This is a genomic window from Cohnella rhizosphaerae (assembly GCF_029525575.1).
In the GTDB taxonomy this organism is placed as follows: domain Bacteria; phylum Bacillota; class Bacilli; order Paenibacillales; family Paenibacillaceae; genus Cohnella; species Cohnella rhizosphaerae.
This window is the reverse complement of the sequence record NZ_JAPDIA010000007.1, coordinates 154,098-166,881: the sequence shown is the minus strand read 5'-3', so window position 1 is coordinate 166,881 and position 12,784 is coordinate 154,098. Positions and strand designations below refer to the sequence as shown.

Below are 12,784 nucleotides of genomic sequence, written 5' to 3'. Positions count from 1 at the left end.
AACCAGCTATAGGGAAAGGTCTATCAACTGCAGATCGACATTGCGGCATACGGTCAGCATTCGAACAATCATCGCTACCGCCTGCTCGCGAGTCGTATAGGCGTTCGGATAAAACTTGCCGTCGCCCGCGCCTCTCACAATATCCGCATCAGCCATTTGTGCGATATAGGGACGCGCCCAACTGTCGCTTGTGTCCGAGAAATAGGCGTTGCCAGTCGTCTGGTCGAAAACCATCATCCGTGCCAGGATCGCTGAAATCTCGGCGCGGGTTATCGGCTGATCAGGCTTGAACGAACCCGCGCCTACGCCTTCGATCACGCCGGCGGCTTTCAAAGTCTCAATGGCCGGCGCAGCCCAGTGACCTTGCGTATCGGAGAACGTAACGCCCCGCTCGCTTGTCGTGTCGAGATACAAAGCCTTCGCCACCATCGCGACAAACTCTGCGCGGGTAATCGATTCGCCTCCGTGGAAGCTGCCGTCCGGTCTTCCTTGCACGATGCCCAGCTGCAGGGCGACTTCAATCGCTCGGGAGCTCCAGCTGTTCGTCGGCACATCAGGGAACGGCTCAGGAGCTGTCCGGTCAAGCGCAGCCAGAGCGGCTTCCTTCACTTTCTTAACGTTCGTGATGGCATCGTTGAGAAGAGGGCCCGGCGATGCTGGCGGCGAGGCGCTATCGCCTGCTCGCTTCACCGTCACGATGTACGTCCTCGTCGTCGTGCCGTCCTGTGCCGTCACCGCGACCGTAATCAGGTTGTCCCCCACGCTCAGGCCGATGGCGCCGGATGCCGAGCCGCTCGTCACCGTCGCACCGTTCACCTTCACCGTCGCGGTACGGTCGCTTAAGGTTGGCGTAACCGTGATGCTGCTCACGCTGTTCGCCACGCTTGCCGCGTAGCCCGTCGTGCCCGCCGCAAACGCCGGACTCAAGCTCCCGCTCGACAGCGTCAAGCCGCTCAGGCTTGCATTCGCACTCCTGCTGACGCTGTCTCCGCCGGCAATCGTCGCAGCTCTAGTCACCGTCACGGCGTACGTGCTCGTCGTCGTTCCGTCCTGCGCCGTCACGACGACCGATATCGGGTTGTCCCCCACGCTCAGGGTAATGGCACCCGAGGCCGCACCGCTCGTCACCGTCGTTCCGTTCACCTTCACCGTCGCGTTACTGTCGCTTACCGTCGGCGTAACCGCGATGCTGCTCACGCCGTTCGCCACGCTCGCCGCGTAGCTCGTCGTGCCCGGCGCGAACGTCGGGCTTAGGACGCCGCTCGACAACGTCAAACTGCTCAGGCTCGCGTTGCCGCTTGGCGCTCTAGTCACCGTCACGGCGTACGTGCTCGTCGTCGTGCCGTCCTCCGCCGTCACGACGACCGATATCGGGTTGTCCCCGACGCTCAGGGTAATGGCACCCGAGGCCGCACCGCTCGTCACCGTCGTTCCGTTCACCTTCACCGTCGCCGTGCTGTCGCTCACCGTCGGCGTAACCGCGATGCTGCTCACGCCGTTCGCCACGCTCGCCGCGTAGCCCGTCGTGCCCGCTGCAAACGCCGGACTCAAGCTGCCGCTCGACAACGTCAGGCTGCTCAGGTTCGCATTGCCGCTTGGCGCTCTAGTCACCGTCACGGCGTACGTGCTCGTCGTCGTGCCGTCCTGTGCCGTCACGACGACCGATATCGGGTTGTCCCCCACGCTCAGGGTAATGGCACCCGAAGCCGCACCGCTCGTCACCGTCGTTCCGTTCACCTTCACCGTCGCGTTACTGTCGCTCACCGTCGGCGTAACCGTAATGCTGCTCACGCCGTTCGCCACGCTCGCCGTGTAGCTCGTCGTGCCCGGCGCGAACGTCGGGCTTCAGGACGCCGCTCGACAACGTCAGGCTGCTCAGGTTCGCATTGCTGAGCGACGTCCGTGTCACTTTGTACGTCTTCTTCGTGCCATCCTCTGCCGTCACGACGATCGCCACAGTGTCTCCCACGCTCAAGTCGATAGCGCCAGATTCCATGCCGCTCGTTACCGCCGTACCGTTGACCTCCACCGTTGCGTAGCTGTCCCTGACGGTCGGCGTGACCGTAATGCTGCTCTCGCTGCTTGGTATGGCGGCCGTGTAGTCCGTGGTTCCCGAAGAGAACCCCGGACTCAGGCTGCCGCTGGACAAGGTCAGGCTGCTCAGGCCGGCGTCATTGGACTCACCGATTCTCCGGACCACATGGTTCTCTGTATCCGCAATATGCAGATCATGATTGCCGTCAAAGGCAACGCCGCTGGGTGAAAATAAATTGGCAGCGGAGGCGGGCCCCCCGTCTCCCGAATAGCCGGTAAGCCCGGATCCCGCAACTTTGCTGATCGTGCCTGCAGTCAGGTCTAATTTAAGTATCGTCGTGTAAGTTGAGATAAAGAGCTCGCCGTTGTCGAAGGCAAGGCCGGTCGGATCGTGTAAATCAACGGAAGTAGCCGGTCCCGTCTCCAGGTTGCCTCCTCCAGCCACAATGCTGATGTTGCCTGACGGATCTACTTTGCGAATAAATCCGCCCGTGCTTGCGTAGAGTTCCTCGGCAATATACAGATTGTCCTCGTCGTCCACGGCCAATCCGGCCAGCCAGCTTAAGGGCGCCAACGCCGCGGACGTCTCGACCGCTGAGTGCCCTTGGGTTCCCGTACCTGCCACCGTGCTGATGATTCCTGTCGACGCATCAACCTTCCGAACGCGGGCATCGTTCAAGCTCGAGATATACATATTGCCATGACTGTCAAACGCAAGACCTCGGATAAAGCACATATCGGCCGATGTGGCCGGCCCCCCCGTCTCCGATGTCGGCATCCGCATTGCATTCTCCGTTGCCTGCAACCGTGCTGATCGTTTCAGAGGGGAATTCGACCTTTCTGACCGTTCCGCTTCCCCCCGATGTACAAATCGCCGTCGTGGAACGCAAGGGCGTAAGGCGAAGACAATTGCGCCGATGCTGCCTGCCCGCCGTCGCCTGAATCGCCGCTGGCTCCCGTACCCGCCAACGTGCTGATCTCTCCGGTCAGCGCATCGACCTTGCGAACCCGGTTCTCGTTCTGATCGGAGATGTACATGTTCCCGGCGCTGTCGAAAACGACGTTCTGAGGAGAATTCAACTGGGCCGACGTCGCCGGTCCTCCGTCTCCCGAAGCCCCCCTCGCTCCTGTGCCTACCACCGTGACAATAACCTTCCGGCTATCGGCATAGGCCTTGCCCCCGAAACCATCGATCAATGGGAACGCCGTCAACAGGAGAACCATAACAAACGCTATAATCGGTTTTACTTTGTAAGGGTTATGCATGCTTGTTCCTCCTTAAGAAACGGTGCCAAATTCAAAGTTATAAGAAAACCGACAAGGACGCATCTAGAGAAAGTTATAGACACCATGAAAAGACTCTCTATTTGTCAAAAGAAGTCGAGCGCTTGCGCGCGCGCCAACAAAAACAGACCATAGCCGATGTCCCGAATGGGATCGTCTATGGTCCGCTAGCGTGAAATGGATCGTCTAGCCTAACAGCAGAAGCTCTCTTGCCTTTTTGATCGCCTGCACCCTCGTACGAACCTCCAACTTGCCATAAATATTGTTTGTGTGACTCTTGACCGTTCCTTCCGTAATCCCCAAATGCAACGCAATCTGCTTGTTGGACATCCCTTCGGCCATCAGACCGACAATCTCCCTCTCGCGATTCGTCAACCATTCAACCGGGAATGCCTTCAAGCCGCGTGCCCTTGCGCCTGCCTTAATCGGCGCTTCCGATTCATCTGGCAAGCTATTCAACACCCGAAGCAATCTATTGGCATAATCCACTAGAACGGAAGGCGTCTCCCTTGAACGGCGGTCTTGATGCGCTCTCCAATAAGCGTTCAGCAGTTCCGCCATCGCTTGGCCCTCGTCCACGAAGCTGCGAATGAACCCTTGCGGCTCCGCCAGGCGCAAAGCGGTCTCCAGAAGACCGATCGCCTCCCGCATTTGACCGGTGCGATGCAGCGTCACGCTTTGCAAGATAACCATTTTGATTCGATCCCGGAGACGATCCTCTCTCCAGAACAACTGCTGCAATCGTTCGGATAGCGACATTGCTTCCTCTGTACGCCCGCATGCGGCGAGCACTCTGGCGAGAGCCATCCGCTCCGCCGCGCCGTTCAGCGACACCTCGTCCGTCGAAGCCATCCCGCACCGATCCAGCCATTCTACAGCATAATGCATATTCCCTTGCCGTAAGGCCAAACAAGCTTGCTCTGCTTCGATCTTCCGCACAAAACGCTCATAATCCGGAGATTCGATCCGTAATTTTAGCTGCTCCAGCAGTTCTGCGGCTCGGGTCGGATTGCCCAGCGATTGCAGAATACGCGAAGCGTTCACGTAAATTTGGAGCAAGCTCCTCGGATTGGGTTGCCTGGCACTGGGTGTCAGCACCCGTTCAATGCAGACCTCCGCTTCCTCCACTCGGTTCCATTCATACAGTACCATGCTGTATGAAGCATGAAATATGGCGGCAGACGGATGAACTTGTTGGTCTCCCCAATGTTCAATCCACTTGAACATAAATGCGGCAGCGGCATGGTACTCGTTAATGTAGGACATATGATCGTCGAATTCGTCGTAGCCGTAATATTTGTTGTCCCCCAGAGATTCGAAGAAGCTGCCTTCCGGCGCGACGCGCTCCGAGAGCTCGAAGTATTCCGAGATACGATTCAAATCTTTTTTGAAAATAACAGGCGCTCGCGCACAAAAAGTACATATTGCCCATCAACTGCTTCCATTCCGCCTCGTCCATGCTCCCCTGCATAGCTTCATAGCGGATTTTTGCTTGCTCTATTTTTTTGAATCGCAGTCTCCCATTGCCTGATGCCGATTAAGAGGGATAAATAAAACATTTCGACCAAGGGCCTCTTCGAAAGGAAGCTTTCCGGCAATTGCAAAACCCACCTGCTTAGCTTTTCAACCTTTTTATGCAAAAAAAGCATGCAGATTTTTTTCGATCACCCGAACGACATCATCGTATTGCTTCGCTTCCAAATAATGCTCGGCGGCCTCCTCCTCAAAGCCATGAGACTCCAGCCACTGCGCCGCACGAACATGTGCTTGCTCCCATAATTCGGGAGCCGTTCGGGCAAACAGCTTGCCGCAAAAAATCGGACAGCAAGTGGTGATAACGATACCACTTTCTTTGATCGTCCAGCGGGAACGCAAACAAATTCAACTGCTCTAACCTTTCCAGGTACTCCTGGCTGTTCGATTGTCCCGTAACGGCTTGACATAGGGAGCGATCCATACGGCTTAGAATGGACGTCCGGAGCAAAAAAGGCGCGCATCTCCTCCGATAGACGCGAAAATACTTCTTCGAGTAAATAATCCGAGATATGATGCTGATGGCCGCTAAATTGCCTGATGGATTCCGCGATGTTATCGCTGCTCTTCAGTGTAAGCGCCGCGAGCTGCAGTCCGCTGACCCATCCTTCCGTCTGATCGTACAGCTCCGATACTTGCTCCCTGGACAACGACAAACCCGCCGTATTCCGGAAGAAGACCAAACCCTCCTCAGGGCGAAACCGCATATCCCGTACCGAGATTCTCTGCATTTCTCCTTTGGTCATCAGCCTGGCGGTAGGAAAAGTTAGATCGGTACGACTCGCTATATAAAGATGAATGTGCGGGGGCAGGTGCTCCAACATATAGCCAAGAGACTTCTGAATCGCGGGATGTTCGATCGCATGATAATCGTCGAGCACGATGGCGAGCGCTTCGGGTAATAAATTCAGCTCGTTCAACATGGCGGAGATCGCAGGCTCCGAGGACACGGATGACGCCGACGGCCCCATCTCCAGCAGCGGCCAGATCTTCCGGGCGTAGCCGGGGACCCTCTCCTGGATCGAAGCGGTTATGCTGCTCCAGAACGAAAACCACTCGTCATCCTGTATATCCAGCGACAGCCAAGCCACCAGGATGCCGCATTGCCTCGCCCATTCGCTTAACGCCGTCGTCTTCCCATAGCCGGCCGGAGCGGAGATCAGCGTCAGCTTGGCTCGAAGTCCCTCATCGAGCTTGTGCATCACCCTTGGCCGAGGGACTAAAGCGTTACGTACATGGGGGGATGTATAATTTCGTTTGAACAATCAACTGGACCCCTCCACGATAAATTCTATATCCCATCGACCGACTCGAAGGCCATTGATTCGAATGATTACTATTTCGACAATAACAACCAGAGTCCTACATACCTGGCAGTAGTGCTGCTGTGGCGGCTGACAAAATATTCGCCGTCACTTATGGAAAGGTTCACCATATCATCAATAGAGCGAAATCGAAGGGCACCCGCCCGGGTGCCCTCCTCTCTTACACTTCTATTCATACTGCATAGTAACGACGCCAGCATATTGGGCAAGGCTTTCCTTGGACACGTTCAACGTTTTTACGTCTGTCGTCCGTGTCCCGGCAGCCTCGAACGAAAAAGTCCAAGACTGCCGTTTTTTTATAGTCCCGCTAAATCTCTTCGCACCAAGAAAAGGTCTAACGGCAAAATGCGGTCCTGGGGCCGCCTTATGCTCTGCTCCGATCTCCGTTCTCCAGCATATCAAGCAGCAGGCTGGAAAGCGGAGCCGGAACTTGTGTTTTTTGCGCCGCCGACAGCAAGAGGCCGACATCTTTCTGCGGAATTTTGCTTTGGGATATGGATGCCGACTTTTCGGCAATCATTTTGCCGTAGCTTTGATAGATGGGGGCGGTAAACAGTGTGCTGGTAAGCATATTGACCGCTGCTTTGGGATCAACCCCGCCGCGCTCGGCTATTCCTAGCGCTTCTTCCAGCGAGCGTGCGGCTGAGACGATCAGGAAGTTACCGATCAGTTTGACGAGTACAGCCGAACCGGCTTCCTCGCCAAAGTCAAAGATCCCTTTAGCTCCCATCGCTTCCAGCAGCGGCCGCACCCGCTCCTTTGCTTCCTGCGGACCTGCTATTGGAATCCACAATTGCCTGGCAGCGGCTGCCTCCGGCCGTCCAAAGATAGGCGCCTCAACATAGACGGAACCGTGCCGCGCGTGCAGATCCGACAGCTTCCTGCCCGTATCCGGCGATACCGTACTCATTGATACATGAATACCGCCTATGCCCAGGCGTTCTAAGAAATCTTCGCTTTTGACGACTTCTTCCAATGCTTCATCGTCCCATACCAAAGTGACGACGATGCCACCGGTTGTCACGGCGTCAGCCGGACGGACCGCCTGCAGCGCACCTTCGGCCACGAGCGGCTCCGCTTTTTCTGGAGTGCGGTTGTATACGGTCAGCGCATATCCTGCTTGGAGCAGATTGGCGGCGACTGGCCTACCAAGCAGTCCGAGTCCGATAAATCCAATGTTTTCTCTCATGAATTCAACCTCCTTAGGATGCTAAACATGACGTTAACGTCATGTTTAGGGCAAAAAAAATTAATCGCCGTCATTGGCCTCGAGCCACCGCTCGAAACGTTCTATATTCGACTGCAAATCGCTGCGGAACTGTCCGAGCGCCTCAAGCTTCTGGTCCGTGTCGGCCAGATGCTGGCGCAGTATGCCGAGGACTTTCCGTTTCGGCAGCACCCCGCTCGTATCCGTAAAGTAAAGCTCGATTACGTCCCGAATGTCCTCCAAACTTAGGCCAACCTTCTTCAACTGATCGATCTTTTGCAGACGCGCAACCGTTTCTTCCGTGTAGTAATGATGACCATTGCCTTCGCGTTCGCCAGATGGAAGCAATCCAATGCTCTCGTAATAGCGAACCGTGCGCTGGGTCACCCCGGCTCGTTCTGTCAGATCGCCAATGCGCATGCGGTTCATGATGTATCCTCTTTCCAAGATATAATATGACGTTAACGTCATGTTTGCATAGTAGCATTGGGATTGGAAAATGTAAAGAAGGGGTTAGCGACGACACCTTAACAGAGATTATAATGATCGTGTACGAAGTGCTTGGGGTCCATTTGTTTAATTACGATACGTATTGTTCCATATAAGTAATTAGAGGTGAGCTGCTTGAAAACAAATCGTTCCTCGTCCGCATTGGGCGAGTTCATAAAATCTCGCAGAGAACGCTTGCAGCCTTCAGAGGCGGGGATCCAGCCGCTGCCCGGACGAAGACGCACGCCGGGACTTCGAAGAGAAGAAGTCTCTTATCTTGCCCATATCAGCGTGACTTACTATTCCTGGCTGGAGCAAGGCAAGGAGGTGAATCCTTCGCCGGAGGTACTGCTAAGTATCGGCAAAGCGCTTCAGCTTGACGAAGATGAGCAGAAACATCTGTTCGATCTGGCCAATGTAGACGCGGCGAGTGTCGTGACAGTGCCGGATAACGGAGGGCCGGATGCGGGAGTTTTGCAGAAAATCGTAGATCAACTTTATTATCCTTCTTTTATCACGGACGAAGGTACGGATGTGATCGTCTGGAATCGGGCAGCAGAACTGATCATAGCCGATTTCGGCAGTCTGCCGGACAATGAACGGAATATGATCGAGATTATGTTTTTAAAGCCGGATTACCGTACAAGACTGCTGAATTGGGAAGGTGCTGCCCGTTACGCCGTAGCGGTTATGCGGGCAAGCTTCGACCATTACAAGGACAACCCGTTATATATGGAACGGTTCGAACGCTTGAGACGGGAAAGCGAGGAGTTCGTGCATTTCTGGGAGCTATATGAAGTCAAGCAAAAGCGCGTAGCCACCGCATTATTTCGTCTTCCTGACGCACAGGAGATGGAGTTCGCGCTCCATTCCGCAGCTGTCATTGATAACGACCCTGGACTGCACTGGTGTTTCTTTGTTCCGGTGCCCGGTTCTGGCACGGAGGAGCGATTATTGCGTGTACTGGAGCAGGACAGGCAGCTTCAGTAGACTGTTACTCCCGTTAATAGAATAGACGTGCTGTGGCTAGCTCCCTCCAGTTGCTTGTATGATTCAGTGCAAGACAACGATTGGAGGGTTCTAGCATGCAAACATGGTTCATCACAGGAGCATCAGGAGGCTTGGCTTCACTTATAACTCGCCGGTTGCTGGATAGAGGGGACCGTGTAGCCGCAACGGTACGCAAACCGGGTGTGCTGGATGATCTGCAGGCACAGTATGGCTCCCAACTATGGCAGGCTCATTTAGATCTGACCAACCCTCAGCAAATTGCCGAAGTCGTGGAACGCGCATTTTCAGAACTGGGCACGATCGATGTGCTTGTCAATAATGCAGCCTATGGATTGTATGGCGCAGTGGAAGAAGCAAGCGACAGGCAAATTGAGCATCAATTCATGACCAATGTGCTTGGCTCCCTGCGTGCAGCGCGTGCAGTCCTGCCTTATTTCCGCATGCAGGGCGGCGGCCACATTGTACAAATTTCGAGTATGGCGGGTCATTATTCGATTCCGGGCATGGGACTGTATTGTTCTTCGAAATGGGCGGTCGAAGGGGCCTTTGAAGCGCTGGCTAAGGAAGTGGCCCCGTTCAATATTAAGACCACGATGGTGGAGCCCGGCGGAATCCGAACGAATTTCATTTTAGGCAACGCCGTATTCGGCGAGCGGATGGACGAATACCGGAATACGGAGGCGGGCCAATTCGTTAGCCTGATGAAGGGGGGAACTGCCAGGTATAGATATGAGCATGTTCAACAAAATGGTTGTCGGCGATCCGGATAAGATGGCGCAGCAGATTATCCACCGTGTCGATCAGGGAGAGGGTGCGATGCGTATGGCGTTGGGCAGTGACGCCTATGAGCAAATCCGGACAGCCCTGCTGGACAGACTGGCCGCTCTGGAAGCACAGAAAGAGCTGGCTTACTCCACTGATGCAGATGATGTAGCAAAACCAGTTTAAAGGACACAAAAGGACTTCGATATCCACGGTAACTGATATGCGCCTCTGTAAGTAGCAGGTTTATTTATTAAACCTGTCTGCTTAAAGGGGAGCATATTTAAAACTTACCCTTATTTATGATACGGTTCTCCTTAACGGGTCTAACGGCGAAAACAAAGGCGGCCCTGGGGCCGCCCTTAAGGATTCAAAGGTATTATGACTTTTTTAACTAAGTTTGATTTTTCGCAAGCCGCATGAGTTTTGAAAATTCGCTAAATCAGCCTATAACATTTAGATGAACACTAAAATTTCAAGCAGACGGTGCAACAGATACGCGCTTTCTTGTCGGGTTGCCGTTTGAGCCGGATGGAATGTAAAGGGATCCCCGCCCGAAAGAAGGATACCTTCCTGAATGGCTTTCTGATAGGCCGGGATAAACCACTCCGGCAGTTTTAAGGCTGCAGGAGTTGCGATACCTGTTGCATTTACAGAGTCGGCATGCACATACTCATAAGCCCTTACAAGCATCACGATCATCTCTTGATGTGTTATCGTCTGATCGGGCTTAAAGGAAGTAGGGGAGTATCCCGTAATTAATCCCGCAAATACGGCCGAATCGATATCTTTCTCATACCAAGCGCCCTTCTTGACGTCCTCAAATTGACTTGTTGATTGATCGCTGCCCGGCAAAATACCCAGCGATCTGTTTAATATGGCGGCAAATTCCGCACGAGTAATTGATTTTTCCGGTTTGAACGTTCCATCGCCAAACCCTTTAAGAACCAAACGATTGGATAAGGCCTCGATGCTTGCCTTATACATGCTGTTCACCGCAACATCCTGATATGACGCCTTTTCAGTCATTACCACTGTATAAACCGAGTTCCCTTTTTTTATACAAAGAAACGTGGAGAACTCCGTCATTCCATTCAGTCTTAATTGGCACGGGAACGAATCTTTCTGCTACGGGGTCATATGTCAATCCCGCCAGTTGATTTAGTGGAATCTGCTTGGTCTCAACGACTAGTCCATGTTCTGCGTACTCCGAGAACTGGTTAACGGGCTGGTTGCTAACCGTTACCGAGAAATCCAACAACTTGCCCAGCGGCCGCACTCCGCTACCCGCCAATTGTTGCTGCAAGGTCTCTTCATATTCCGTGCCTGCATGCTCAATGGAAATAACGACAGGTTCAGATGCCGTTACGTTCAGCCCCTTCAATAAAGTCGATACTGGGAGCTGCCACCATCCATCTGGCGTCGAGATCCGAAGCAATGAAGAGGCTTCAAGAGACGACATGCCGGAAAGAAACTTAATCGGCAAGGTGACTTTATACCGGTCCGCCCGATCGCTCGATGTGATCTGAAAGATTTTCGAGCTCTTGAATTCGTCGTTCCTCATGAGCTCCTCAAGACCATTATCTTTGAGTTGAATTTGGATGGATTGTTTTCCATTCGGCATGACTGAGGTGCTCATGTCCCATGGCAGATCGGATGACTCCTCGGGCATATCAACACTAGGAGTGCCGCTTCCTGGAGTGCCGCCTCCCGGAGTGCCGCTTCCTGGAGTGCCGCTCCCTGGATCTTCGCCTCTCGGGCTTGTCCGGAAGTTTATTTCCGGGCTGTAATCGCTCCAGTTTGAAGTGCCATCTTTTGCTTTAAGCATGAATGTATACTGCGTATCAGGGGTAAGATTCGTTAATTTATATTTTGTAATCCCGTGATCTACAACTGCAACTTCAGACAACGTGATCCCGACGATAGAAAATAACGCGTAGCCGCTCACTTCTTTGTTATCCACTGCCGGAGTCCAAGCAAGAGTCGCCTCCGTACTCCCAACCTCGCTAACCTGAAGAGTACTGTTGCCGGGCCAATACGGCGGTTCGTTATCCGGTAAAGCCAAGATACTGTTTTTAATTTTGCTTGAGAGGTTTGTCGGAACCTTTGAATATCTTGTGCCGTCCCCTATTTCGCCATAATCGTTGGTGCCCCACACATAAAGGTTTCCGCTTGTTGACAAAGCAATCGTATGAGAAAATTTAGAGGAGATACTTGATATCTTCTCATTAAAAGGAAGCTTGCGGATCGATATCGGATCGCTGTTGCTGTCGCTTCCCCATTCGTATACCTCACCGAATTGGGTCATGGCATGGACATGCCCCCCCTCTTCCCGCGGACACGGAGATGATCCCCGATAACCCTTGAATAAGGGTGGGTGTAGACTTTGATTCATATGTACCGTCCCCAAGCTGTCCCCGGTCGTTTGAACCCCAAGCATAGACTTCACCGCTAACTGAAACAGCATATGTAGCATTTGCTCCCACTGCTGCATTTTTAATGGACGCTAGTCCATCTACTTTTATTGGAACAGATTTAAATCCCCCCAGGGCAGATATCCACCCCCACATAAAAACTTCTCCATCCTCAGACACGGCCATAACAGTGCCATCATCACCCGCCGTAATATTCGAAATAGGCGGAAGACCATTTAGAATTTCTGGCGATTGCTGATATCCTAGCCCCCCAAGTGTAAACTTCACCGTTTTCCGTCAAGGCTGCCGATGTAAAATAAGCAGTGGCAACATCTTTGACGTTGCTAAGGCCTTTAACCCAGGTGGGCGTAGTTTTATTTATCGTCGTTCCATCCCCGATTGTTCCATAGTAATTGCTCCCCCATCCGTAAACGATTCCATCCACCGAGACTGCTAAAGTATAATCGGAGCCTTTTTCAACTTTTTTTAAAGGCGGAAGATTAGAAATTAATACTGGCTTACCCCGATCCTCCGTCGTTCCATCTCCTAGCTGGCCATAATTGTTCATACCCCAGGCGAATAGCTCGCCCGAACTTGAAACAACTCCCGTATTATGATAGCCGGCAGAAATTTGGCTGATATGATTCATCTCCGATAACTTTACTGGCATTGATTTGTTGGACGGCCCTAGCAAGAGCTGTCCATACTCGTTGCTGCCCCATCCG

14 protein-coding genes are annotated in these 12,784 nt (G+C 53.3%); 3 read left to right on the top strand and 11 right to left on the bottom strand.

Going from position 1 to position 12,784, the window contains the following annotated elements:
- Positions 1 to 6: 6 nt before the first annotated feature.
- The 7 genes from OMP40_RS18545 to OMP40_RS18515 form a co-directional block, all read right to left on the bottom strand.
- On the bottom strand, positions 7 to 1,803 hold the full coding sequence (locus tag OMP40_RS18545; protein WP_277533628.1) for a cadherin-like beta sandwich domain-containing protein: 1,797 nt from the start codon (positions 1,801 to 1,803) through the stop codon (positions 7 to 9).
- Positions 1,751 to 2,659, bottom strand: a complete 909-nt coding sequence (locus OMP40_RS18540; RefSeq protein ID WP_277533626.1) for a cadherin-like beta sandwich domain-containing protein — start codon at positions 2,657 to 2,659, stop codon at positions 1,751 to 1,753. The genes OMP40_RS18545 and OMP40_RS18540 overlap by 53 nt, the downstream gene beginning before the upstream one ends.
- Positions 2,660 to 2,853: 194 nt before the next feature.
- Positions 2,854 to 3,174 (bottom strand): NHL repeat-containing protein, encoded by a 321-nt coding sequence (locus tag OMP40_RS18535; protein WP_277533625.1) that lies wholly within the window; start codon positions 3,172 to 3,174, stop codon positions 2,854 to 2,856.
- A gap of 330 nt (positions 3,175 to 3,504) precedes the next feature.
- Positions 3,505 to 4,698, bottom strand: coding sequence for a LuxR C-terminal-related transcriptional regulator (locus tag OMP40_RS18530; RefSeq protein WP_277533624.1), 1,194 nt, complete (start codon positions 4,696 to 4,698; stop codon positions 3,505 to 3,507).
- 284 nt (positions 4,699 to 4,982) lie between these two features.
- Positions 4,983 to 6,116: a MalT transcriptional regulator family protein gene (locus OMP40_RS18525; protein WP_277533623.1), complete on the bottom strand. Its 1,134-nt coding sequence runs from the start codon at positions 6,114 to 6,116 to the stop codon at positions 4,983 to 4,985.
- Positions 6,117 to 6,540: 424 nt separating this feature from the next.
- Entirely contained in the window at positions 6,541 to 7,365 is an 825-nt protein-coding gene (locus OMP40_RS18520) for an NAD(P)-dependent oxidoreductase (protein WP_277533621.1), read from the bottom strand.
- Positions 7,366 to 7,425: 60 nt separating this feature from the next.
- Positions 7,426 to 7,812, bottom strand: a complete 387-nt coding sequence (locus OMP40_RS18515; RefSeq protein ID WP_277533619.1) for a MerR family transcriptional regulator — start codon at positions 7,810 to 7,812, stop codon at positions 7,426 to 7,428.
- A 195-nt stretch (positions 7,813 to 8,007) separates the two neighbouring features.
- Here OMP40_RS18515 and OMP40_RS18510 point away from each other — a divergent pair, with 195 nt between their 5' ends.
- The 3 genes from OMP40_RS18510 to OMP40_RS18500 all read left to right on the top strand — a co-directional run bounded on the left by OMP40_RS18510 (position 8,008) and on the right by OMP40_RS18500 (position 9,831).
- A complete protein-coding gene (locus OMP40_RS18510) occupies positions 8,008 to 8,862 on the top strand; it encodes a helix-turn-helix transcriptional regulator (protein WP_277533617.1) in 855 nt (284 codons plus the stop codon).
- Between the two features lie 95 nt (positions 8,863 to 8,957).
- Positions 8,958 to 9,653, top strand: coding sequence for an SDR family NAD(P)-dependent oxidoreductase (locus OMP40_RS18505; RefSeq protein ID WP_277533615.1), 696 nt, complete (start codon positions 8,958 to 8,960; stop codon positions 9,651 to 9,653).
- Complete coding sequence (locus tag OMP40_RS18500) at positions 9,613 to 9,831, top strand: Rossmann-fold NAD(P)-binding domain-containing protein (protein WP_277533613.1); 219 nt, start codon at positions 9,613 to 9,615, stop codon at positions 9,829 to 9,831. The genes OMP40_RS18505 and OMP40_RS18500 overlap by 41 nt, the downstream gene beginning before the upstream one ends.
- A 270-nt stretch (positions 9,832 to 10,101) precedes the next feature.
- Here OMP40_RS18500 and OMP40_RS18495 read toward each other — a convergent pair whose 3' ends face one another.
- The 4 genes from OMP40_RS18495 to OMP40_RS18485 are packed head-to-tail and all read right to left on the bottom strand — an operon-like array spanning position 10,102 to position 12,708.
- Complete coding sequence (locus OMP40_RS18495) at positions 10,102 to 10,632, bottom strand: S-layer homology domain-containing protein (RefSeq protein WP_338131213.1); 531 nt, start codon at positions 10,630 to 10,632, stop codon at positions 10,102 to 10,104.
- Between the two features lie 34 nt (positions 10,633 to 10,666).
- On the bottom strand, positions 10,667 to 11,953 hold the full coding sequence (locus OMP40_RS18490; RefSeq protein ID WP_277533610.1) for a fibronectin type III domain-containing protein: 1,287 nt from the start codon (positions 11,951 to 11,953) through the stop codon (positions 10,667 to 10,669).
- Positions 11,937 to 12,215, bottom strand: a complete 279-nt coding sequence (locus OMP40_RS41955; protein ID WP_420872018.1) for an RCC1 domain-containing protein — start codon at positions 12,213 to 12,215, stop codon at positions 11,937 to 11,939. The genes OMP40_RS18490 and OMP40_RS41955 overlap by 17 nt, the downstream gene beginning before the upstream one ends.
- Positions 12,216 to 12,258: 43 nt before the next feature.
- The gene (locus OMP40_RS18485) at positions 12,259 to 12,708 is read right to left on the bottom strand and encodes an RCC1 domain-containing protein (RefSeq protein WP_277533608.1); all 450 of its coding nucleotides are present in this window, start codon (positions 12,706 to 12,708) and stop codon (positions 12,259 to 12,261) included.
- Positions 12,709 to 12,784 lie beyond the last annotated feature (76 nt).

Bases quoted from the DNA above. Each gene is read 5' to 3' on its own strand.
- OMP40_RS18520 (WP_277533621.1), bottom strand. From the start codon at position 7,365: ATGAGAGAAAACATTGGATTTATCGGACTCGGACTGCTTGGTAGGCCA.
- OMP40_RS18515 (WP_277533619.1), bottom strand. From the start codon at position 7,812: ATGAACCGCATGCGCATTGGCGATCTGACAGAACGAGCCGGGGTGACC.
- OMP40_RS18485 (WP_277533608.1), bottom strand. From the start codon at position 12,708: ATGAATCATATCAGCCAAATTTCTGCCGGCTATCATAATACGGGAGTT.
- OMP40_RS41955 (WP_420872018.1), bottom strand. From the start codon at position 12,215: ATGTGGGGGTGGATATCTGCCCTGGGGGGATTTAAATCTGTTCCAATA.
- OMP40_RS18490 (WP_277533610.1), bottom strand. From the start codon at position 11,953: ATGACCCAATTCGGTGAGGTATACGAATGGGGAAGCGACAGCAACAGC.
- OMP40_RS18505 (WP_277533615.1), top strand. From the start codon at position 8,958: ATGCAAACATGGTTCATCACAGGAGCATCAGGAGGCTTGGCTTCACTT.
- OMP40_RS18500 (WP_277533613.1), top strand. From the start codon at position 9,613: ATGAGCATGTTCAACAAAATGGTTGTCGGCGATCCGGATAAGATGGCG.
- OMP40_RS18495 (WP_338131213.1), bottom strand. From the start codon at position 10,632: ATGTATAAGGCAAGCATCGAGGCCTTATCCAATCGTTTGGTTCTTAAA.